This window comes from Vibrio sp. GJ43-1, assembly GCF_055808835.1.
In genome coordinates this window covers 1,323,271-1,347,106 of record NZ_CM147884.1, presented here as the reverse complement: position 1 = coordinate 1,347,106, position 23,836 = coordinate 1,323,271, and the positions used below count along the sequence as shown (strand labels likewise).

Genomic DNA, 23,836 nt, shown 5'->3' with positions numbered 1-23,836 from the left:
AATTCCTTACTGCCATTATTCTTTAATTGGAGGTGGAGCCAATACTTCACGGTTACCGTTATGACCCGGCGCACTAACTATCCCTTGAGCTTCAAGTTGCTCGACAATTCGAGCGGCTCGGTTGTAACCTATCTTAAAGCGTCTTTGTACCCCAGAGACTGAGCCTCGACGTGAGTGCACAACATGTTCAACCACTTGGTCAAACAATGGATCCATTTCCTCATCACCTTCCATCTTTTCTCCCGGCAATAAGGTTTCTGGGCTTTGATCACCATTGGTAATCTCTTCAATATAGTTAGGTTTGCCCCTCGCCTTCCAGTTATTCACCACGGCATGTACATCATCATCGGACGCAAAAGCGCCATGTACACGGGTCGTATGGCTTGATCCTGGTGGTAGGTACAACATATCACCCATACCTAACAGTGATTCAGCGCCACCTTGGTCGAGAATGGTTCTTGAGTCTGTTTTGGTTGAAACCGTAAACGCGACACGTGTCGGAATGTTGGCTTTAATTAGACCGGTAATCACATCCACCGATGGACGCTGCGTCGCCAAAATTAAGTGAATACCTGCTGCACGGGCTTTTTGAGCCAAACGCGCAATCAGTTCTTCGACTTTCTTACCCACCACCATGATTAAGTCAGCGAATTCATCCACGACAACCACAATGTAAGGTAGATTTTCAAGTAATGGCGGCTCTGGCTCCATACTATCGCCATCTTTCCATAGTGGGTCATGAATAGGGTGACCCGCTTCCGCCGCCATTTTCAGTTTGTCGTTAAAGCCCTTAATGTTTCGAACACCGAGTGCCGACATCAACTTATAGCGACGTTCCATTTCTCCAACACACCAACGCAGTGCATTAGAGGCGTCTTTCATATCGGTAACCACTTCAGACAACAAATGCGGGATGCCTTCATAAATCGAAAGCTCCAACATTTTCGGGTCAATCATGATAAAACGGACTTCTTCTGGCGTTGCTTTGTAAAGCATACTTAGAATCATCACATTGACACCAACCGACTTACCGGAACCGGCGGTACCTGCCACCAATACGTGAGGCATTTTCGATAGATCAGCGACTACGGCTTCACCCGCGATATCTTGGCCTAATACCACTGTAGTGGGTGACTTGGACTCAGTAAACGCAGGGCTACCAATGACATCCGAAAAATACACCGTCTGACGCGTCATGTTCGGTAGCTCTAACCCGACATAAGGTTTACCCGGAATGACCTCCACTACACGCACTGCCATTGCTGATAATGAACGGGCCAAATCCATAGATAGGCCAGAGATACGACTGACCTTAACACCTGGTGCTAAGTCGAGCTCAAAACGGGTAATCACTGGTCCTGGGAAGATATCGACCACTTCAGCCTTAATTTTATAATCAGCCAGTTTGGACTCAACCAAGCGAGCGATATTTTCCAACGCTTCTCTATCGATAAAGTTTTCACGCTTTTCAGGATGATAAAGCAGTTCAAGCGTCGGCATTGGTTCCGCTGGCTTGGGTAGATTGGCATCTTTTTGCACCAGGAAAGGGTTCACTTGCGCAACCGCCGTTTTTTGTGCTTCTGCAACCAAAGACTGGAACGCCTGCGAATCCGCGTCTACATACGCATCCTCTTGAGGTTGAGCTGCGGGCGGTACGTTCGGTTCTTCAACCCAAACCGCTTCCGGTTCAATATGCGCCGCTATCGACTCGTTATTTTCAGGTTCAAGCGAAGAGGGATTTTCCTGTGGCCAAGACTTAACATCTGTATTAAGGCGCTCAGAATCAGCAAGATTAGTCTGTGCTGTTGGCTCTCCTGTCACGTCAATACTCTCTGAACGCCAAGGTAGTCCTTCAACGCCTTGCGCGGCCAACGGTGCACTAGCCATCGCTGTCGTCACTGCGGCAGTGGTAAGATGTGAAGTGTTAACATCACTATGATCAGCGCCATTAGTAATGGTTGGCTCTGCATAGCTGGAGTCTAGCTGTTTAGTATCAGCCTGCTGAGTATCTGTGTATGTGGTCTCTGCTTGTGTTGCATCCACGTGTGTTGCATCCACGTGTGTTGCATCCACGTGTGTAGACTGATCGGCAAAATCGTCATACGTCCTTGCCGCTATTTCAAGATCTTCTATCGTCGCACCCAGTAAATGGCTGCGATCTTCTTCCGGGGCAACCTTTGGTATTGGCGTCACCGAAGGCGTTGGTTCATCCATCGATGGCGGCACTATTCGTGTTTCATTCTGTGAGAACTCAGGAGTACTTGCGCTGTTAACCGCTTCAGTTCTCGCTTCCGCAGTCACGTCGGTATGCAACGTCTCAGCATCGTGTTGTGTCGGTACCGTGTTTGAGAGAGAAGAGGAGTACTCATTAGCAGGCGCTGTCTCAATAACCGTAGACGCTGAGCTGGCAAACAACGGATCGTTGTTATCTGTGCCGTCTAAACGTGATTCTAGATCCGCAGTATCTGGCATATGAATATTATAATGGCGTCGCTTAGCTGGCGATAACACTTGCTCGTCAGACAACAATGCTTCATCTTTCGCCGAGAAATGTGGCATCACGTCATCTTCATCAACACGTTCTGGCTGAGATAAAACTGGCTCGTATACTTGCTCTTTACTGCCACGCGCTTTATTCGTTAGCGCCGCAATGAATGTCAGGACACTGTTGCCAATCCATTCCACAATGCTAAGCCATGAAATCCCAGTCAATAAGGTAAATCCTGCCCCCCACAAAAACAGCAAGACAATGGTTGTACCCAGCACATTTAGAGTAGGCAATGACAGGCTAGTCAGCACATCGCCAATCACGCCGCCAGACGAAAAATACCAAATATCATCAAAGTTAATGTCAGCCAAACCACAGCTTGTCAATATAATGATGGTCAAGCCGAGCGTGCGTGTACCCCAGATCATAAAATCAATTTCATCGTCTTTATCGCGAGTACGGAAAAACACCCAAGCGCTAAAAGCAACAACAAAAGGAACGGGGTAAGCCAAAGAGCCAAAAACGAAAAATAGCGTATCAGCAAGCCACGCACCTACGATGCCGCCTGCATTTTGAATGTCGCCACCCCATGACGTTTGAGACCAAGAAGGGTCGGCTGGGCTGAAAGTAAATAATGCGACCGCCAATAAAATCGACGTCAATACTGCTAGTATAAAACAGCATTCTCTTAATCGTTGAAATCCGTTGAGACGTGAAGCTTCTTGCTCTTCACTGGTCTTAATGATCGTTTCGACTCTTTTTTTGTCCTGTTTGAACATATCCAACATCTAACTTAGTAGAAACAGCCCGAGCGGCAAAAGCCGCTCGGAGTATTTATTGATTTAACCACATCGGGGATCAAAACCCAATCTAGGAGAAGAATAAAGCATGAATTTTCATAGCATTAGTCAACTCCTTGTTAGAATAGATTTATCGCGTTTTAATCACCAGTTGGTTGGTTTGCTTAACTTCTTCCATTACCACGTAAGTACGCGTGTCATTCACACCCGGTAAACGCAATAATGTATCGCCAAGCAACTTACGATACGCACCCATATCCGACACCCTTGTTTTCAAAAGATAGTCGAAATCTCCAGAAACGAGGTGACATTCTTGGATGTCATCCAATCGTTGTACTGCTGCGTTGAATTGCTCAAACACATCTGGGGCACCACGATTTAGCGTAATTTCCACAAAGACCAATAGTGACGCATCTAAGTATTGTGGATTAAGTAGAGCTGTATAGCCCGTAATATATCCCTGACGCTCAAGTCGACGAACACGTTCCAAACACGGTGTAGGCGAAAGACCTACGCGTTTTGACAATTCGACATTTGAGATCCTACCGTCTTTCTGCAATTCATTAAGAATATTGCGATCAATACGGTCTAGTTCCTTGGACGGCTTCTTATAGTTGTCTGCCATTTTTTATTCCACCTTGTTACTTCCTTGCAAAAAAATATACTACAACTCTGTAATATTCAGTATCAAATTTTGTTAATTAGCTTCTATACTAGTCAGTAATTCGACAATAACACCCTACACACAGTTAATACAACCATATAATAATGAGGAGTCAGGATGATCATTGGCGTACCTAAAGAGATAAAAAACCATGAATACCGTGTCGGTATGATCCCAGCAAGCGTAAGAGAGCTTATCTCAAACGGCCATCAAGTTTTCGTTGAAACTAATGCTGGCACTGGTGTTGGTTTTTCAGACGATGATTACATCGCTGTAGGCGCATCCATTCTTCCTACCGCCGCTGACGTTTTTGCGCAAGCAGAGATGATTGTAAAGGTCAAAGAACCCCAAGCTGTCGAGCGTGCTATGTTACGTGAAGGACAAGTTTTATTCACCTATCTTCACCTAGCACCAGATTTTCCACAAACTGAAGAGCTAATTAAAAGCAAAGCTGTCTGCATTGCCTATGAGACTGTAACAGATAATATGGGTCGCTTGCCACTATTAGCACCAATGTCAGAAGTCGCTGGGCGAATGTCTATACAAGCTGGTGCTCAAACACTCGAAAAATCCAACGGCGGACGCGGTCTTCTACTGGGTGGTGTACCAGGCGTAGAACCTGCGAAAGTCGTGGTTATCGGTGGTGGCGTTGTTGGTTCAAACGCTGCTCGTATGGCTGTTGGCATGCGTGCAGACGTTACAATCTTAGATCGTAGTATTGATACATTACGCGCTTTGGACGAAGAATTCCAGGGTCGCGCAAAAGTGGTTTATTCTACAGAAGATGCATTAGAGAAGCATATCCTAGAAGCGGACCTAGTGATCGGTGCCGTTTTAATTCCTGGCGCAGCAGCACCAAAGCTGGTGACAAAAGCACATATTGCGAAAATGAAACCAGGTGCAGCAGTGGTTGATGTCGCCATCGACCAAGGTGGATGCTTTGAAACGTCTCACGCGACGACACACGCAGATCCAACTTACATCGTCGACGATGTTGTTCACTATTGTGTGGCAAATATGCCCGGTGCGGTTGCTCGCACTTCAACGTTTGCACTCAATAATGCAACATTGCCGTACATTATCAAACTTGCCAACAAAGGCTACCAGCAAGCGCTGACTGAAGACAAAGGGTTCCTAGATGGACTCAACGTCATTCACGGGAAAGTGACTTGCAAAGAAGTAGCAGAAAGCTTCGACCTAGAATATGTCGAGCCTATCGCAGCAATGGCGATGTTTAACTAGTAAGCATCATCGTTAGCTAACGATAGATTAACAACGCATATTTATTTATCAAACGGGCGCTAGCGCCCGTTTTTTTATGTCCGAACAGCGTGTACTACCAAATTCCTTGGGGTAATCGCGGGATCACAAAATGTAAACACGTCAGTAGTATAGCCCTGCTGCTGTAAATATAAGGCTTTATCTAACGCTAGCCAAAGTTCCAATGGTCGACGAAAAGCGCCTTGAACCAAACTAAGTGCTTCCATTTCCCAATAACGTTTCATGCCGACACCCTCATAATGACCGTAATCTACAATCGGTAATATCAGCTGTTTTTTCTTCGCTGCCCAAAGACAAAACGCTTCAAACCCATCGGCCAATTGGGATTTTTTTATACTTGGGATTGGTATATACGCCGGACTCAACCCAGTTTCACTGCACAAAGCATCAAAACCTAACCTAAACGTCATCTCTTGCTCACGATGACGTTTAACGCGCTCTCCGCCAGTCACTGTTTCTTGCAATGGTATCCGAAGCTCTTGCTTACTCAGCGTGAGCCCCGCTTCATGCCCTTCGTTTGACATGGGTTGATAGTGGGTATCATGAATAAGGTGATAGCAACACGGTGATAATGTCACGGCGGGCAGTTTTCCTCTTACTGCGTGCTTAATTAGGGTCACATGTAGATCACCACAAGCATGTAAAGCAACCGCATGTTGATGATGAGAAAACACATGTCCTGCTTCATCACTAAACGCATCTCCTTGGACAAATGTCATCGGCAACGACAATTTATCCGCTTCACTCTGCCCTGATTCACATAATGTAGACTGAAATTCAAAACTCGTGACAAGCTGTTGTGATTGTGAAGAAAGTAGTCGCCCAAGGTAGCCTTTACCTGCGCACCATTCTAGCCATTGAGTGCCGTGATGATCAGAAAGACAAACATCGCTAAGTGAAGAGATTTGTTGCAGCTTTCTTCCTGGAATACCACTATCTAGACCACGCGGAAGTTTCGCAGCGCTCTCGTTGAAGGGACGATGAGGGACAGTGATAGTGCTTAACAACTCAGCGTCAGGTAACCAATCGCTGATTTTTGAAGCAAAAAGCGGCGGGTTATTTTTATAGGTAGAAATAGCGTCTCGGCTAAGGGCTTGTAGCCAAGTCAAGAGCTCAGGGTTATCGCCTCTCCATGCAACTTGACCGCTAATGACCTGGGTAAACGGATCTTGACGCCAGTAGCTTTGATATTGCTTAAGCAGTCGAGTGATCAGTTGAAATTGTTGACGATTCACGATGATAAACTTCCCCTACTTTTCTGGTGAGATTGTAGGGGGAAGCAAGGCACAACGGAAGTGTTTTGTGCCCATGATACGGTCAAAACAATGAAAGAGGTTACCTCACCGGTAAGTCGATATCCTTAAACATGGCTTCAATTTCGACATTTGACTTCAACGAAATGGCTTGCTCAACAACAGGTCGTGTCAAGTGAGGGGCGAAACGCTCCATGAAATCATACATATAAGTACGTAGGAAGGTTCCACGACGAAAGCCAATGCTTGTCGTACTGGCTTCAAATATATGACTCGCATCTATTGCGACTAAATCGTTATCCTGACTATTGTCCATCGCCATGCTCGCGATAACACCCACACCAATACCCATTCTCACGTAAGTTTTAATCACGTCTGCATCGGTTGCCGTAAAGACTACTTTAGGCGTTAACCCTACTTTATTAAACGCTGTATCGAGTTCAGAACGTCCAGTAAAGCCAAACACATAAGTTACCAGTGAATAGGCAGCAAGGTCTTCGATCGTTACCCTTGTTTTTTGGGCTAATGGGTGGTCCTTGCGAACGACAATAGAACGGTTCCAATGATAACAAGGCAACATAACGGCATCTTGATACAAATGCAGAGCTTCGGTGGCAATGGCAAAATTGGCGGTACCTTTTGCTATCGCTTCAGACATCTGTGATGGTGTGCCTTGGTGCATGTGAAGGGAGACTTTAGGGTAGCGAGCAGTAAAGCCTTTAATGACCTCCGGCAGCGCATAACGAGCTTGTGTATGCGTTGTTGAAATGTTCAACGTGCCCATTTCCGGATGAGTATGTTCGCCAGCCACCGCTTTGATGCTTTCCACTCTCGACAATATTTCTTGTGAAATACGTATAATATCTTCACCTGCAGGTGTGACTTGAGTAAGATGCTTACCACTTCGCTCAAAGATTTGAATGCCGAGTTCGTCTTCTAACAAACGAACTTGCTTACTAATACCGGGTTGGGAGGTATATAGGCTTTCTGCAGTCGCGGAAACATTTAAATTATGATTCAATACTTCAACGATGTATCTTAACTGCTGTAACTTCATTGCGCCCTCGTCATCCTTGTCCGTTTCTGCTGTCCATCCAATAAATGCTAACAGCAAAGCATATAATTAATAGTTATAACGAATTCCTAGAAAGATTAACAGTATTTTGCGGATCTATTACTCATATTTCTCGTTGCGTACAAATAATCAGCTATTTTCCCAGTTTATGACCTAAACGACGACTTAGCAGTGTTGATGACTTTCGCTTTGGTGTATTCTGAATCTTCTTGTTGTAGGGAAACTCACTGTAGATACAAAAAGTTATGAATATTGGTTTGATCATCGCGCTGGTCGCACTCCTGCTTGTCCTCGTTCTCGGGTACAACATCATGTTGCAATACAAATTGAAAGCGGAAGCGACACGCAGACAAGAGTCCGCACGCTATGTTGCGCTCATTGATGCTACTGAAGAGTTGATTGGTGGAGCAAGCTACCTTCCTTATAGTAAAGAACTCATGATTTGCCTGCACAATCGAATCTTGGATGCATTGATGAATATGCATGATCTCGACCCTAAAAATAAGCACCTCACACAACGTGTCGAATCGGCTCAAACACAAATCCAGCAACTTAATGAAAACTATGAAGGCAATGAAGCCACCTCATTTAAAGTGCCAACCAGTGACAAACAAGCGATTGTCATGCTTAAGCTGGTTAAGCGCCTGCGTGATACGATTCGTACCGAACACAATAAAGGTCGCATTGAAACTCAAGCCTACATGGTAGAGAACGGTCGTTTAGAAACCATCCAAATACGAATTAATATAGAGAACGTCGTAAAAAGAGCCCATGAGTCCATTGCTAAAGGGCAACCGGGCACAGCAATGCAACTTCTCAAGAAGGGGATTGATGCATTGAGCTCCAAAAACGACAACTACTCCATTCAGGCCAAGGGAAAACTCACTGAGATTCTTGAACAGCTGCAAAGCTCACGACAAGCAAAAGCCGATGAGCAACAACAACAGCAAGCCAATCGTGAGCGAGATAACGACATGGATGAGTTATTTGGTGAAAAGAAAAAATGGTAATATTGAACGCCCGCTTTTGCTGAACTTACACACATCCAAAAAGGGTCGCAGATGCGACCTTTTTCAATTGCTCAAAGAAAATAAGATCACATGACTAGTCAGACACAAATGGAACAAATTTTAGCGCCCATTAACCAATTTCTACATTGCGCTACACCCGATGCATGGGTAACAGAAGCAAAGAAACCCGAAAACCTACCTGTTATTTTAATTGATCACCTATTGTGCGAGCTAAAAGCAGGCCAATCCGCGATGTACCTGCTTCGTAAGTATGCGGTTGATGCTAAGAGCAGCGAAATCTTGCAAGAGTGGTTCAAGCCTTACGAACGGTTTGCTTATCGCAAACAAGGTAACTCAAATTCATTGCGAGGCAAGAGCAATATATCCAAATCCATCATGGCAAAATCAGCCTCACCGTACAGCCAAGATTTGATCGACAAAATGATGCTGTTGATTAAAGAAGAATTACATCATTTCTATCAGGTATTGGAGATCCTTGAAGGAAGGAACATTCCCTATCACCCTATTCCTGCTGGTCGATATGCAAAAGGCTTATTGTCTAAAGCGACGACTCACGAACCCAATACGCTGATTGATAAGCTCATTATTGGTGCATACATCGAAGCACGTTCTTGTGAGCGCTTTGCAAAACTTGCCCCATATATGGACGATGACATTTCAAAATTTTATGTTTCTTTGCTGCGTTCTGAAGCCCGCCATTACCAAGATTACTTAATGCTTGCTCAACAAATTTCTGGCGGCGATATTACAGAAAGGGTCGAGTTTTTTGGCAAAATTGAAGCCGATTTGATTGCATCCCCAGATAATGATTTTAAATTTCACAGTGGTGTGCCGTTATAACATCAACTTTCCCCCAACTTCACACGACGTTAGAATGTAAGAACTAAAACGCCAGACCATAAGGTCTGGCGTTTTCAATGTCGACTACCGTTTTTTGATGTTAACGAAGTGATGCATTAATGTCTGCAAGTACCTGCGCAGGATCGGCCGCTTGGGTAATTGGGCGCCCAATAACAAGATAATCAGAGCCAGCTTGGATCGCCATATCTGGTGTCATAATACGCTTTTGATCACCCACTGCAGCGCCTGCAGGGCGAATACCAGGCGTCACTAACTTAAACTCTTGACCCAAATCTGTTTTTAGCATGCTCGACTCTTGCGCTGAACACACAACGCCGTCAAGTCCCGCACGCTTTGTTAGGTTGGCCAAACGCAACACTTGCTCTTGAGGGGCAACATCAATGCCAATCCCAGCAAGATCTGACTGCTCCATACTGGTTAATACCGTCACACCTATAAGAAGAGGGCGATCTTTACCATAAGGTTCCAAGATCTCTCGAGATGCCGCCATCATACGCTCACCACCACCAGCATGAACGTTTACCATCCACACGCCCAGCTCCGCAGCCGCTCTTATTGCTTTTGAGCAGGTATTCGGAATATCATGGAATTTAAGATCAAGAAAAACCGAGAAACCGCGCTTATGAAGCTCACGAACAAAACTAGGACCAAATAGTGTAAACATTTCTTTGCCTACTTTTAGTCGACAAGAAGTTGGGTCAATTCTATCAACAAAAGCTAATGCGTCGGCTTGGTTGTCATAATCCAATGCCACTATCACTTTTTGGTCAATCATTTTTGCTCCTTACTAATACTGAGTGCTAACTCAAAAAAAGCAGCACATAAGTGCTGCCATAAAAACCTTAACGTTGGATTATTCACCATCCAACCCTCTAATCGGCTTGATCGTACCCCATCCTTTACAAGATGGGCAATGCCAATACAATGAATGCGTCGAAAAACCACATTTTCTACAACGATAATGCGGCTTCAATTTTAATTGCTCACCCACCAAGGATTGCAGCGTTGTTAAGCTCTCTTTTGCTCGTCCTTCTTCAGCATTCGCCAAGTGATAATCCATCAAGCGATAAAAGCCTTTCATTGTGGGGCTTTTCACTAACTGGCGAGTCAATAGTGCCTGAGCGGAAGCCGTTCCTTCATGATGGGCGACAAGCTGCGCTAGCATCAACTCAGCGGACACTCCTGCCCCCTTTTGAATGCTAGAACGCAAAAATTCAACAAGCTCTTGTTCTTGACCTAAGTGATGATAGCACTCCGCTAATGTCGGCAGCACCTCACTAACAAAGTCTTTATCTTGTTCAAGAACAGATTCTAAATACGGAATCGTCTTTGTATACTCTTCATTATCTAGATACAGGCGCCCTAGTGCAATATTGGCTCGTGCGCACTTAGGATCAACGGTGAGCGCTTTACGAAAATACTGAATGGCCTTGGGAGTATTGCTACTGGCCTGCTCAACCATTGCCAGTTCACACCAAAAATGAGCGATATTGTTTCTAACTCGCTTTTTGCCTAACTTTTGCAATGCAGAAGCGTACTCAATTGCCTTATGCCACTCTTGGGTTTGCTCATAGATAGAAACCAGTTGAGTTAATGCGGCTTCCCTGTGCTCTGGCTCATCAACAAGCTGAACAAATATTTTTTCAGCGCGGTCGAGAAAACCAGACACCATGTAGTCTTTAGCAAGTTGCTGTAGGGCGATATTTTTTTGCTCGATGGTGAGGCCTGAGCGAGAGATAAGATTTTGGTGAATTCGGATAGCACGGTCCACTTCGCCCCTAGAACGAAACAAATTACCCAACGCTAGATGCGTGTCTATTGTTTCATCATCAACTTGAAGTAGTTCGATAAAGTGGTCGACCGCTTTATCAGATTGATCTGAGAGCAATAGGTTAAGGCCCGTCATATACTGACGAGATATCTGATGAGATTGCTCTTGTCTGTCATGTTTTACACTCCGCTGCCCCATATACCAACCATAGGCTGCGGCTATCGGTAAAAGCAGAAATAGTAGCTCAAGCATGGACTAAATAGACCCTAATATTCAATCAGCTGTTAGGGCTAGTCGTTGCCACGTCTTTTGACGGAGGCGGTGCTTGCTTAGCCAATTTCTTTCTCAATTTTCTCACCGTCAATTGAGACTTAAGATGCAAGCTTCCAAAAATAATCCACGAAATGACAAAACCGGTGACAAAGACGACGCCAAGTAACGTAGATAAATGAAACTCACCTTGGGCTAAAAGGTAATTAAACGTCACGATGGCCTGATTCTGCGAACCAAGTGCTAGAGTGACTAAGAAAAGTACAATTAGTAAAATTATTTTTATAATCTTCATGTGTTTTCACCACAGTCATTGGATAGCTAAGATTATGCAGCAAATAGTAATCACACACCATGCTTACTCATCATAATCTTACGAATCATTGCTAAATTCGCGCCTTATGTCGAGAGATCCCAATATTTGGACCTTAACAAAATCTCATTACTTCTAGTCAAATTCAGAAATACAAAAACGGCACACTATCTGTATGCCGTTCAACTGATTTAAAGAGAGTGCTTATAGACTTTCGTTTACGCGTTCACGCAACTCTTTCCCTGGCTTGAAGTGAGGTACGTACTTACCCTCTAGTTCCACTTTATCACCCGTTTTAGGGTTACGTCCTACACGTGGTTCGCGGTAATGAAGTGAAAAACTACCAAATCCACGGATTTCAATACGGTCACCGCTTTCAAGCGTATTGGCCATATGTTCTAAGATATCTTTTACCGCATCTTCAATTTCTTTTGCGGATAAGTGAGTTTGCTCAGCGCAGAGTCTTTCAATTAATTCAGACTTAGTCATAGGTGGTTACCCTCATTACTCTCATGTTCAGTTGAAACGGTCTTTACCATTGTATAACAACAGTTCACTAACTGCCTGTATAAACAGATAATAGTCTATAATTCGCAAAGTTAAAAACAAAAAAAAGGAGCCTTGCGGCTCCTTTTTTCTTAGCTGAGTAAATTACTCGCCTTTAGCAGCTTTAAATGCGTCTGCCATAGCACTACCGAACCCGCCGTCTTCTTGCTTGTTCAGTGAAGCCATTGCTTCTTGCTCATCAGCTTCATCTTTAGCTTTGATAGATAGGTTGATTACGCGGTTCTTACGGTCTACACCTGTGAACTTCGCTTCAACGCTGTCACCAACGCTTAGGATTAGAGATGCGTCTTCGATACGGTCACGTGAAACTTCAGATGCGCGGATGTAACCTTCTACGCCTTCTTCTAGTTCAATAGTAGCGCCTTTCGCGTCTACTGCTGTAACTGTACCGTTAACTAGCGTGCCTTTCTTGTTATCAGCAACGTAAGCATTGAATGGGTCATTTTCCATTTGCTTAACGCCTAGAGAGATACGCTCGCGCTCTGCATCTACAGCTAGAACTACAGCTGAGATCTCGTCACCTTTCTTGTATTCACGAACAGCGTCTTCGCCAGTTGCGTTCCAAGAAATGTCAGATAGGTGTACTAGACCGTCGATGCCGCCTTCTAGACCGATGAAGATACCAAAGTCAGTGATAGACTTGATCTTACCAGTAACTTTGTCGCCCTTAGCTTGCATTTCTGCAAATGATTGCCATGGGTTAGCTTTACACTGTTTCAGACCTAGAGAGATACGACGACGTTCTTCGTCGATATCAAGAACCATAACCTCAACTTCGTCGCCAACATTAACAACTTTAGAAGGGTGGATGTTCTTGTTAGTCCAATCCATTTCAGAAACGTGTACAAGACCTTCAACGCCTTCTTCGATTTCAACGAAGCAGCCGTAGTCAGTAAGGTTAGTAACACGACCAGTTAGCTTGTGACCTTCTGGGTAACGCTTAGCGATTGCTACCCATGGATCTTCGCCTAGTTGCTTAAGACCTAGTGAAACGCGAGTGCGGTCACGATCGAACTTAAGAACTTTAACTAGGATTTCGTCACCAACGTTAACGATCTCAGATGGGTGCTTAACACGCTTCCACGCCATATCAGTGATGTGTAGAAGACCGTCAACACCGCCAAGGTCAACGAATGCACCGTAGTCAGTAAGGTTCTTAACGATACCTTTAACTTCAGTACCTTCTTGTAGAGTTTCAAGAAGTTCGTCACGCTCAACGCTGTTTTCAGATTCGATAACAGCACGACGAGAAACAACAACGTTGTTACGCTTCTGGTCTAGCTTGATAACTTTGAACTCTAGCTCTTTGTTTTCAAGGTGAGCTGTGTCACGGATTGGACGTACGTCAACAAGAGAACCAGGAAGGAAAGCACGGATACCGTTAAGTTCAACAGTGAAACCGCCTTTAACTTTACCGTTGATGATACCAACAACAGTTTCAGCTTCTTCGTAAGCTTTCTCAAGAACGATCCAAGCTTCATGACGCTTCGCTTTCTCACGAGAAAGTTGAGTTTCACCGAAACCATCTTCAACAGCGTCTAGAGCAACATCTACTTCAGCACCAACTTCAACTTCAAGTTCGCCAGCAGCGTTCTTGAATTGTTCAGCAGGGATAGCAGACTCAGACTTAAGGCCAGCATCAACAAGAACGAAACCGTTCTCGATAGCTACTACAGTACCTTTAACGATACTACCTTGTTGGAATTCAGTTTCATTCAGAAACTCTTCAAAGAGTTGAGCAAAAGATTCAGTCATTATTTAATCTTCAATTAGTAAACGTCCACGGGTATCCTACCGCATGGGGTTGATAATTTCGCCAGTCATCATCCTTGCGACCAACGTTCGAAACTCACCAAGTTTGGTACCGAAGTACAGCTACTTAGTGAGATTAGATTCGATATATTTTAGCGCTTTTTCGACAACCTGCGTAATATTTAACGAGGTAGAATCGAGCACTAGAGCGTCATCAGCAGGACGTAGAGGTGCAACCGCTCGGTTACGGTCTCGGAAGTCTCGCTCCTCGATCTCGCTCAAAAGGTCGTCAAATCTAACATCTAAACCCTTTAGTTGCAACTGCTTAAAGCGGCGATGCGCCCTTTCTTCTGCACTTGCATCTAAGAAAATTTTCACTGGCGCTTGTGGGAAAACAACGGTGCCCATATCACGACCATCTGCAACGAGCCCTGGCTCGATATTAAATGCTCGTTGGCGACGTAATAACGCCTCTCTAACACGAGGTAGAGCCGCTATTTTTGACGCAGCATTGCCTGTTTCTTCTTTACGAAGTTCACCAGATACGTCTTCGCCTTCTAAGATGACTTTCACTAAGTCGCCTTCGGCAATAAACTGCACGTCAAGGTGCATAGCGATAGGCACTAGCGCATCTTCTGATTCTAAATCAATACCATGGTGAATCGCTGCTAATGCCAGCACGCGGTAAATCGCACCAGAATCAAGCAAATGGTAGCCTAGCTTTTCAGCCAACAACATACACAGTGTGCCTTTACCAGCACCACTTGGTCCATCTACAGTAATCACGGGTGTCATTGAGGACATGTTTTACTCCACGTTGTATTGTTTGGCTAAGTGTCTTTATTATTCTTCATTTTTACGGCGCAAAATTATATACCCAATAGCACCAAGATGCCATTTTCTTTAGCGAACACCGATTCGAGGGCGAGCTACCTTTCATGCCAAATCAAAAGCGTTAAAAAACCCCGAGTACACTCGGGGTTGTTCTACGTCATCTTAGAGTACACTCACCGCCTACACGATAGGTCTTTGACCACGGCTAATCCATTTCATCAGTACATTATCAGCAGCTTGACCTAAGCGGCACTCTAAGCAAACTTATCGCTCAACTTTTTCTTCTGCACGTAGCGAATAGACAATACTGTTTTCTCTTTACACGCAGCGGTAACCACATCATCTGATGTTTGAATGTCGTCCACTAAGCCAAGCGCTTTCGCTTGAGTACCGAACCAGTGCTCACCCGTCGCGACTTTTTCTAGCTCAAGTGCAGGACGGTGATCTCGAATAAAATCTTTGAATAAGCCATGTGTCTCTTCAAGCTCTTCTTTAAACTTATCGCGAGCTTTGTCTGTATTTTCACCAAACATCGTCAACGTACGTTTGTATTCACCCGCCGTCAGTTGTTCAAATTCGATGTCATTCTTTTTCAGTAACTTATTAAAATTAGGTAACTGAGCTATCACACCAATCGACCCTACAACTGCAAACGGTGCCGACACAATTTTATCGGCAATACAGGCCATCATATAGCCCCCACTTGCCGCCACTTTATCAACGGCTATCGTTAATGGCAGATTAGCGCCTTTAATTCGGTCTAATTGTGACGACGCAAGCCCATAAGCATGCACCATACCGCCGCCAGATTCTAAGCGAACCAACACTTCATCACCAACACGAGCCACGGCCAAAATGGCACTCACTTCTTCTCTTAACGATGCCACTTCTTTAGCATCAATGCTGCCCACAAAATCCAACACAAACAAATGAGGCTCACGCTTACTATCAAGATCGCCACCTTTTGAGGCTTTTTTGATCTCTTTTTCACGTAATTTTGCTTTCTCTTTTTCCGCTTTTTTCTCAGCCTTATCACGAGCCTTAATAAAAGCGTCATCATGTAGATGATGCTCTAACTGCTCCACCGTTTGCTTTCTTTGTTCAGTAAGGTTGGTAATTTCGAGTTCGCCCTTTGCGCTTCCCGTTCGACCACCTACGGATTTCGCCACTACAATCAGCGCTACAATTGCCGCTAATACTGTCACGATTTTGGCTAGAAAAAGCCCGTAATCTAATAAAAATTCCAATGTCTTATCCCCAATCCTACGAATTAGTGTATTGTAACCAACTTGTCACGATTACCAAGAATTATTCAAACTAAGGAAGTGTTCTGTGGAATATTCAACCGCTCCTAAGGCGCTAGCAGATAAAATCATTCTCATCACTGGTGCTGGTGCTGGTATCGGCCGTCAAACCGCACTCAGTTATGCCGAGCATGGCGCAACGGTCATTTTACTCGGTCGTAATGTTGCTAACTTAGAGCTAATTTACGATGAAATTGAAAAAGCGGGCTATCCTCAAGCTGCCATCGTTCCGCTCGACCTTAAAGGTGCGACTAAGCAGAATTACATCGATATGGCGGAGACGATTGAAGGTCAATTTGGACGACTCGATGGTCTTGTTCATAATGCAGGAGTCTTAGGAACCCTAAGCCCGTTTGAACAAATTGATGAAGAAACATTTGATGATGTCATGCAGATCAACGTCAAAGCTGAATTCCTAATGACACAAGCTTTACTACCCATTCTGAAGAAATCAGCGGCTGGACGCATTATTTTCACTTCTTCGACTGTTGGGCATATTGGGCGTACTTTTTGGGGCACTTACGCCATTTCAAAATTTGCAACAGAAGGTATGATGCAAATATTGGCTGACGAACTAAGTGATACGTCGATTCGAGTTAATGCCATTAACCCTGGCGCAACACGTACTCGCATGCGTGCTAAAGCCTACCCTGGCGAAGATGCCAATGCTCTAAAATCACCAAAAGACTTAATGCCTCTTTACTTGCAACTCATGGATCCAACCGTGACTGGTATCAATGGGCAATGTATCGACGCTCAGCCTAAGTAATTCGCAGTTATCCAAAGCTAATCACTGGTGATTAGCTTTGGATTAGTATTAAAGTTCGGCAAATAAATGACAAAACCAGCCACTGATCTATTACCACTACCTTTTATCCATCACCGTCGCGCATTATTCAACATGATGCTTATTTAAAAACTCCCCAGCAACAGCCACCCCATGTTGATAGTCTTCAAGTATTTGATCTTTGTGACTCATTAGCCCTTTAGACGCAAGCTCATGCTTAGGCTGAACATGCCATAAATTGACGTCCTCTGGAGGCGAATCCAAAAACTGCTCAATTTGAGTATGATTGGTGTAATGGGCCACCAGCATATCAAGGTGACTGGTTCCACTGCGACTAAACGGGATACGCTTATTTTGAATATCAATTAATCGTGATAGCTTTTCATTATCATGGATCCACGTCGATAATTTGCGCTTTTCACTCGGTGCTATCTTATACAACTCGGCTTGATTGGCGGTGAATTGCTTATAGTCCATTTTAATGGTGTGTAATTTCTCAGAAAAATGTCGATGGAACTCACTTAATTTTTCTTTTGTGCCCGATATTTTAAGATGATTTAAGTGCGCTGCTAACCCTGCTTCTAGCTCTTTTTTCCAACGTTCTAAAGATTCCATCGCTAGGTGAATGCACCACTTTATCGCTGCTTTCCGGAATGGTACTGATCACCACCATGTTGTTAATTCCGCGACGATAAGACTCTTCAACAGGAATGGTTGCCGAAACCCCACCATCGACCCACTTCTTGCCATCAAATTCAATATCATGATAGTAGAGCATCGGAATCGCACAGGTTGCCCGAAGGACATCAAACCAATTATCCGCAAAAATAGGGTAATAGTAATCTTTCAAGTCTTCCACGTCGGTAATGCAAGCTAATGCCACTTTATCTTCACCAAGTTGAATTTTACCTTTCGGGATATTTAAAGGGAACTCCCCTGTATTGACGAACTCAAAAGCCCAGTCTAAGTCCATTGGCTGCTGCTTTTGTAGCAACTTATTGACATCGAAAAATCGTCCACGAGTGGTGTAATTCAAGATAAAGTCTAGCCCAAGCCCTTCTTGCTTTGTAACAAAAGAAGAAACATTCAATGCGCCAGCAGAGGTGCCAATATACAAAGAGAATGGGTCAAACTTTGCATTAATAAATTTATCTAATACGCCTGAGGCGAAGGCCCCTTTTTGTCCGCCGCCTTGCACTATCAAAGAATACCGTTGATCGTCAGTGAACACATCACTCTCCTAATGACCGCTTTACCATTTTTTGGTTTTTTAAAACAATTACTCTAATTCAAATGCCCTTGTCAATGTAATTCATCGCAACGTCGTAAGCACTTATTACACGATCCGGCTTTGCGCCCCATCCGCCACAATTTCATCCTTTGCCTTTGATTACTGTTTGCAGCGTCATCCCTCACACACTATACTGTATATATATACAGGTAAATTATTATGCATACTTTAATCAAAGAACTCCAAGATAAGCAATTAATTTGGAAAGGAAGCCACGCCTTCCTCAGCAGTGCCGATCATCGAACAACAGGTTTTGATGAACTTGATCAGCGCTTAAATGGCGGTTTCCCTAGCCATGGTGTCGTTGATATTCAATCCATCGGTGGTATTGGAGAGTTACGACTGTTGCTTCCTCATATTACTACATGTGCGCAAAAACGACTTTTAATCTTAATCAATCCACCGGGTTACTTGTGTGCTGACTACCTCTTAGCCCAAGGAATTCAACCTTCACAAGTACTCATACTCTATCCAACCTCAGCAAAACATGCGCTGTGGGCTGCAGAGCAAAGTTTAAAGAGTGGAGCCAGTGGCTGTGTTTGCTTATGGCAAAACGACATTGAAATTCATCAAGCTAAACGCCTTCAAGTCGCCAGTGAAACAGGACAATGCTTACAGTTTTTATTCCGTCAAGTTCAACCCCATATTTTTTCTCTGCCCGTTTCATTAGGCTTAACACTTGTCCCTCACGACTCCGGACTTGAAGTTAGCATTACCAAACAAAAAGGCGGATTTTCTCGCCACCCTTTTATCGTCAATATGACGATGCACTGGCCAGAGCTCACTGTCGCAGTTGAACCTAATGCTTCAACCGTGATTTCATTTCCTATGCAACAACAAGGGTAATCATCGGCATGTTGCTTTGGTTATATCTACACTTTCCCTCCCTACAAATGGACACGTTATTCCACCAAGATAACGATAACGATAACGACCTTGCGTTAGCGATTGTGGATGGGCGTAAGCATACTATTGTGCAACTCAATCAAAAGGCCGCAAAGCAAGGCTTACAGTTAGGAATGGGGCTTGGTAGCGCTGCGGCACTTTGCCAAGACTTACAAGTGCACCCTTACGATCCTAAAATTGAAGAGCAGCGTTTAATTGAAATTGCTCAATGGCTCTATTTGATTACCTCTGATATTAGTCTCTCTCCCCCTAATGGTGTTTTAATCAAGGTCACCAACATGTTGTCGCTATACAGCAACATGGAGAACTACTGGCGTACTTTGTCACAGCACTTAGCGCATTTACAGGTTCATGCATCCTACTCTACTGGGCTTTCTCCGTATGCGGCGATCCTCATGGCGAAACAAAACAAAAACTGGGTGGTGACGGATACGCAACAATTGAAGAACGCCATACGCCACTATGCTATTTCATTAAGTGAACTGCCTGCCTCACAAGTTAACCAATTACAACGAGTTGGTATTCACAATATTGGCGATCTGTTAGCCCTCCCGTTACCGGAAGTGGCCAAGCGATTTAATATTGATCTCGTCAATTACATTGGTAAGCTGACTGGGCAATTTAAGCACCCCATTGATTTTTATCATCCACCAGATCTCTTTTGCTATTTTCTTGAGCTGTTATTTGATATTGAAAACATCGCATGGTTAAAAAAGCCGCTTAACATTTTGTTCCAAAGACTTGAGCTATTTTTAAAGCTGCGAGACAGTGTTGCTTATGAGCTTAACCTTGTGCTCCATCAACGTGATCATCAAGATAAAACCATCCCATTTCATTCCGCGCAAGGCGACTATCTCGCAACAAAGTGGCAAGTCCTATCTACGCTTACATTAGAAAGTATTCGTATCGACAGCGCCGTCACTGGACTAACGCTCTCTGTGACCAGATTGGGCGAAAATAGCAGTAATGACCATGACTTATTTGACGGTATAAAGGGGAACCAAACCGCATTAGAACTTGCTTCTACGCTGCAAGCTAAGCTTGGTCCACAAGCGGTAACCACTCTTTTGTTTACCGATGACCCAAGGCCTGAAATGGCGACTCAAGTCGTCCCCTTTACGATCGATGCCCAACAATGCACACACTGGTTTGCCCACGAGCATTAAAGTCGACTCTATTTAGGCCCAGTCTTTTATACCCGCACCCTATTCCTCTCACAGCTCAAGTGAAGGTGACGCTCGGGCCCGAGCGTATTGTTAGCGGTTGGTGGGATGGTCACCCCGTAAAACGAGATTACTTTGTTGCTCGAAATACGTCGGGTCAATGGCTGTGGATATTTAGAACCGAAGATCATCATTGGTTCGTACATGGTCAATTTAGTTAGGAGGTGCCATGAAATACGCAGAGTTGTTTTGTCAGAGTAACTTTTCTTTTCTTGTGGGCGCCTCTCATGCTGAAGAGATCATGCTTCAAGCGGAGTTTCTCCAATATGCTGCCTTAGCCATCACTGACGAATGCTCACTGGCAGGTGTGGTAAGGGCGCACACAGCGATCAAACAGCATAAGCTTCATATCAAACAGGTCGTCGGGAGTATGTTTTGGCTCAATTCAGATTGTCAATTTGTCCTACTGTGCCCCAACAGAGAAGCCTATGCTGAGCTTTGCCGCACCATCACGAATGCACGACGCCGCTGTGAAAAAGGACAATATCGATTATCAGAGTGGGACATCATGTCATTGCGTCATTGCTTTATTATCTGGCTACCTACAGGACGCAATGATGATAGTAAGTGGGGGCTGTGGCTATACAAACATCATGGCAATAGAGTTTGGATTGGTCTGCAACGTCATTTAACCTCTAATGAACACCAATACCTACAGCACTGTAAACGGCTTTCCCAACAACTGAGCATACCAATCACGGCTTGTGGCGGCGTGCTCATGCATACGGCGACTCGCTTACCTCTACAACATACCCTTACCGCTATCCGTCTTAATACTCCTATAGACAAAGTTTGCGGTCAGCTATTAGTCAATACTGAGCGCAGCCTAAGACCCAAAAGTAAACTTGAAAAGCTCTATGAGCCAGAGTGGATTATGGAAAGTGTTCGCATTGCAAAATATTGCGATTTTCAACTCAATACCCTTCGCTATGAATACCCAAGTGAGCTACTCCCTAAAGGGGAGACCCCAATGAGTTACCTACGAAAACTGGTCGAGCACGGTAAAACAATACGCTTTCCCGAAGGCATCTCATATGAGATCGAACAGACCATAGAAAAGGAGCTCAATTTAATTCAACAACTTAATTATCCGTTTTTCTTCCTAACGATTCATGATGTCGTCATGTTCGCTAAGCAGCAAGGGATCCTCTATCAAGGCAGAGGATCCGCGGCTAACTCTGTCGTGTGTTATTGCTTAGAGATCACTTCCGTCGATCCTAGGCATATTTCGGTGTTATTTGAACGTTTTATTAGCAAAGAACGTAAAGAGCCACCCGATATCGATGTCGACTTTGAACACGAGAGACGCGAAGAGGTCATTCAATACATCTATCGAAAATATGGTAGAGAAAGAGCGGCACTTGCCGCTACGGTCATCTCTTATCGCTTTAAAAGCGCGATACGAGATGTTGGCAAAGTGCTGGGTATCAGTGAAACTCAGCTCGACTTTTTTATTAAAAATATTAATCGCCGTGATCGCAGCCAAGGGTGGCAAGCACAAATCGTTGAGCTTGGTTTACAACCAGATTCTTTAAAAGGCCAACAGTTTATTGAGTTGGTCAATGAAATCATGGGATTCCCAAGGCATTTATCGCAACATGTTGGTGGCTTTGTTATCTCATCAGGCCCGTTGTATGAGCTGGTACCCGTCGAGAACGCAGCCATGGACGAACGAACCGTAATTCAATGGGATAAAGATGATTTAGAAAGTCTAGGGTTACTCAAAGTTGATGTCTTAGCGTTAGGCATGCTAACCGCCATTCGTAAATGCTTTCAGTTGGTGAAACACCACTACGATGTAGATTTAACGATCGCAGATATTAGCCGTCAAAAAGACGATGCTAACGTCTATAAAATGATTCAAGCGGCCGATACGGTTGGCGTATTCCAAATTGAATCTCGTGCACAAATGAGCATGCTACCTCGACTAAAGCCAGCCAGTTATTACGATCTCGTGATACAGATTGCCATTGTCAGACCAGGCCCTATCCAAGGAGATATGGTGCATCCTTTTCTTAAACGACGAAACGGTGATGAAGCTATCTCTTACCCCTCAAAAGAAGTGGAAGCGGTACTATCGCGAACGCTAGGGGTGCCTATTTTTCAAGAGCAGGTAATCAAATTAGCCATGGTCGCAGCAGGGTTCAGCGGTGGTGAAGCAGACAAGCTGCGTCGAGCAATGGCGGCATGGAAAAAAAACGGCAATATCTTTAAATTTCGCACTAAGCTCATTGAGGGAATGCTACAAAGGGGCTACGAACTTGCCTTTGCAGAACGTCTATTTGAACAAATTTGCGGCTTTGGTGAATATGGGTTTCCAGAAAGCCATTCCGCTTCATTGCGGTCTTGGCATACAGCTCCGCTTGGTTAAAATATTATTACCCACACGCTTTTTATACTGCTTTACTCAATAGTTTACCCATGGGATTCTATAGTGCCTCACAGCTGATACAAGACGCGAAGCGACATGGTGTCACCATACTACCAGTGTGCATTAACCACTCCCATTATCACCATGATTTAGTGCCAACGAACAACAAACCTAACACGCACCGCCCAAGCTTAGAGTTAAACTCAATAGCAGCAAATTCACATCGCCCCTCGAGGACACCTGAAAAACCGAGCTATGCTCACTCCTTTGCCATCCGTCTTGGTTTTAAGCAAATCAAGGGATTACGGTATGAAAGTGTGCAACGTATCCTCCAACATCGTCCTGATGCAGGGTTTACTACGCCAACACAAATCAAACAATTGGGGTTGAACAGAAAAGAGTTGGAACTGCTCGCATCAGCCAATGCGCTACAGGTTATTTCAGGTGATCGCTATGCGACTCGCTGGGCCATGATGGACACCCTACAAGACTTACCACTCTTTCATGAGTTGCCCTATGAAGCACGGCCCCTTCCCCATCAACCAAGTGAAATAGACAACGTACTTGAAGACTTCTCTTCGATGAACATGTCACTTCACCAGCATCCTATTCAATTACTTGATCAAGCGGGTGTATTAGGTAGGTTTACTCGAATGCAGTCTCTTCAACATCATCCCCACCAATCCGTTGTGCATGTTATTGGGTTAGTCACAGGGAAACAATCGCCAGGAACCGCTGCAGGTGTCACCTTTATTACCTTAGAAGATGACGCCATTAATATTAATGTCGTGGTGTGGAGTGCAACAGCAAAAGCACAGAAAAAGGCGTATTTAACCGCCAAGATTCTGAAAGTTAGCGGTATTTTAGAAAGAGAAGGAGAAGTCACACATATTATCGCTGGCAAATTAACAGATATCACCGATAAATTAGCCGCGTTAAAGATCCAATCACGAGAGTTCCATTAAACTGCGTGATAAAGCTATAAAGCTATAAA

17 protein-coding genes and 3 pseudogenes are annotated in these 23,836 nt (G+C 44.3%); 7 read left to right on the top strand and 13 right to left on the bottom strand.

What is annotated here, in order from left to right; all coding sequences use genetic code 11:
- Window positions 1-15: 15 nt before the first annotated feature.
- Both AC0L66_RS06510 and lrp read right to left on the bottom strand, forming a co-directional pair.
- Entirely contained in the window at window positions 16-3,267 is a 3,252-nt protein-coding gene (locus tag AC0L66_RS06510; protein ID WP_473568795.1) for a DNA translocase FtsK 4TM domain-containing protein, read from the bottom strand.
- A 151-nt stretch (window positions 3,268-3,418) separates the two neighbouring features.
- Window positions 3,419-3,913, bottom strand: a complete 495-nt coding sequence (lrp, locus tag AC0L66_RS06505; protein WP_265673398.1) for a leucine-responsive transcriptional regulator Lrp — start codon at window positions 3,911-3,913, stop codon at window positions 3,419-3,421.
- 156 nt (window positions 3,914-4,069) lie between these two features.
- On the opposite strand from lrp, the gene ald reads away from it, so the two are divergent.
- A complete protein-coding gene (gene ald / locus AC0L66_RS06500; RefSeq protein WP_265673397.1) occupies window positions 4,070-5,194 on the top strand; it encodes an alanine dehydrogenase in 1,125 nt (374 codons plus the stop codon).
- Window positions 5,195-5,268: 74 nt separating this feature from the next.
- Here the strand turns inward: ald and AC0L66_RS06495 are convergent, their stop codons facing one another.
- Complete coding sequence (locus AC0L66_RS06495; RefSeq protein ID WP_473568793.1) at window positions 5,269-6,468, bottom strand: methyltransferase; 1,200 nt, start codon at window positions 6,466-6,468, stop codon at window positions 5,269-5,271.
- 100 nt (window positions 6,469-6,568) lie between these two features.
- Window positions 6,569-7,543 carry an HTH-type transcriptional regulator CysB gene (gene cysB / locus AC0L66_RS06490; RefSeq protein ID WP_265673395.1) on the bottom strand — a complete coding sequence of 325 codons (975 nt, stop codon included), beginning with the start codon at window positions 7,541-7,543 and terminating at the stop codon, window positions 6,569-6,571.
- Between the two features lie 263 nt (window positions 7,544-7,806).
- Between cysB and AC0L66_RS06485 the strand changes: the two genes are divergently transcribed.
- Together AC0L66_RS06485 and miaE are read left to right on the top strand one after the other, a co-directional pair.
- Entirely contained in the window at window positions 7,807-8,571 is a 765-nt protein-coding gene (locus tag AC0L66_RS06485) for a DNA repair protein (RefSeq protein WP_265673394.1), read from the top strand.
- Between the two features lie 90 nt (window positions 8,572-8,661).
- On the top strand, window positions 8,662-9,432 hold the full coding sequence (gene miaE, locus AC0L66_RS06480) for a tRNA isopentenyl-2-thiomethyl-A-37 hydroxylase MiaE (RefSeq protein ID WP_265673393.1): 771 nt from the start codon (window positions 8,662-8,664) through the stop codon (window positions 9,430-9,432).
- Window positions 9,433-9,532: 100 nt separating this feature from the next.
- Here the strand turns inward: miaE and pyrF are convergent, their stop codons facing one another.
- From pyrF to sohB, 7 genes and pseudogenes are all read right to left on the bottom strand, one after another.
- Window positions 9,533-10,228, bottom strand: coding sequence for an orotidine-5'-phosphate decarboxylase (pyrF, locus tag AC0L66_RS06475; RefSeq protein WP_473568791.1), 696 nt, complete (start codon window positions 10,226-10,228; stop codon window positions 9,533-9,535).
- A gap of 78 nt (window positions 10,229-10,306) precedes the next feature.
- Window positions 10,307-11,476 (bottom strand): lipopolysaccharide assembly protein LapB, encoded by a 1,170-nt coding sequence (gene lapB, locus AC0L66_RS06470; RefSeq protein WP_265673391.1) that lies wholly within the window; start codon window positions 11,474-11,476, stop codon window positions 10,307-10,309.
- Window positions 11,477-11,501: 25 nt separating this feature from the next.
- On the bottom strand, window positions 11,502-11,789 hold the full coding sequence (locus tag AC0L66_RS06465; protein WP_265673390.1) for a LapA family protein: 288 nt from the start codon (window positions 11,787-11,789) through the stop codon (window positions 11,502-11,504).
- A gap of 222 nt (window positions 11,790-12,011) precedes the next feature.
- Window positions 12,012-12,296: an integration host factor subunit beta gene (gene ihfB / locus AC0L66_RS06460; protein WP_250616675.1), complete on the bottom strand. Its 285-nt coding sequence runs from the start codon at window positions 12,294-12,296 to the stop codon at window positions 12,012-12,014.
- A 162-nt stretch (window positions 12,297-12,458) separates the two neighbouring features.
- Window positions 12,459-14,129 (bottom strand): 30S ribosomal protein S1, encoded by a 1,671-nt coding sequence (gene rpsA, locus AC0L66_RS06455; RefSeq protein WP_265673389.1) that lies wholly within the window; start codon window positions 14,127-14,129, stop codon window positions 12,459-12,461.
- A gap of 120 nt (window positions 14,130-14,249) precedes the next feature.
- Window positions 14,250-14,930: a (d)CMP kinase gene (gene cmk / locus AC0L66_RS06450; RefSeq protein ID WP_265673388.1), complete on the bottom strand. Its 681-nt coding sequence runs from the start codon at window positions 14,928-14,930 to the stop codon at window positions 14,250-14,252.
- A 210-nt stretch (window positions 14,931-15,140) separates the two neighbouring features.
- A pseudogene (sohB, locus tag AC0L66_RS06445) lies at window positions 15,141-16,207 on the bottom strand (protease SohB).
- An 85-nt stretch (window positions 16,208-16,292) separates the two neighbouring features.
- Here sohB and AC0L66_RS06440 point away from each other — a divergent pair.
- Window positions 16,293-17,033, top strand: coding sequence for a YciK family oxidoreductase (locus AC0L66_RS06440; protein WP_265673386.1), 741 nt, complete (start codon window positions 16,293-16,295; stop codon window positions 17,031-17,033).
- A 123-nt stretch (window positions 17,034-17,156) separates the two neighbouring features.
- Here the strand turns inward: AC0L66_RS06440 and AC0L66_RS06435 are convergent, their stop codons facing one another.
- Both AC0L66_RS06435 and AC0L66_RS06430 read right to left on the bottom strand, forming a co-directional pair.
- Window positions 17,157-17,666: a DUF6363 domain-containing protein gene (locus AC0L66_RS06435; RefSeq protein ID WP_473568789.1), complete on the bottom strand. Its 510-nt coding sequence runs from the start codon at window positions 17,664-17,666 to the stop codon at window positions 17,157-17,159.
- The gene (locus tag AC0L66_RS06430) at window positions 17,599-18,282 is read right to left on the bottom strand and encodes a patatin family protein (RefSeq protein ID WP_473568787.1); all 684 of its coding nucleotides are present in this window, start codon (window positions 18,280-18,282) and stop codon (window positions 17,599-17,601) included. Before AC0L66_RS06430 ends, AC0L66_RS06435 begins: the two co-directional genes overlap by 68 nt.
- Window positions 18,283-18,501: 219 nt before the next feature.
- Here AC0L66_RS06430 and imuA point away from each other — a divergent pair, with 219 nt between their 5' ends.
- From imuA to AC0L66_RS06415, 3 genes and pseudogenes are all read left to right on the top strand, one after another.
- Window positions 18,502-19,188 carry a translesion DNA synthesis-associated protein ImuA gene (imuA, locus tag AC0L66_RS06425; protein WP_265673384.1) on the top strand — a complete coding sequence of 229 codons (687 nt, stop codon included), beginning with the start codon at window positions 18,502-18,504 and terminating at the stop codon, window positions 19,186-19,188.
- An 11-nt stretch (window positions 19,189-19,199) separates the two neighbouring features.
- A pseudogene (locus tag AC0L66_RS06420) lies at window positions 19,200-20,632 on the top strand (Y-family DNA polymerase).
- A gap of 8 nt (window positions 20,633-20,640) precedes the next feature.
- Window positions 20,641-23,807 (top strand): annotated as a pseudogene (locus AC0L66_RS06415) (error-prone DNA polymerase).
- Window positions 23,808-23,836 lie beyond the last annotated feature (29 nt).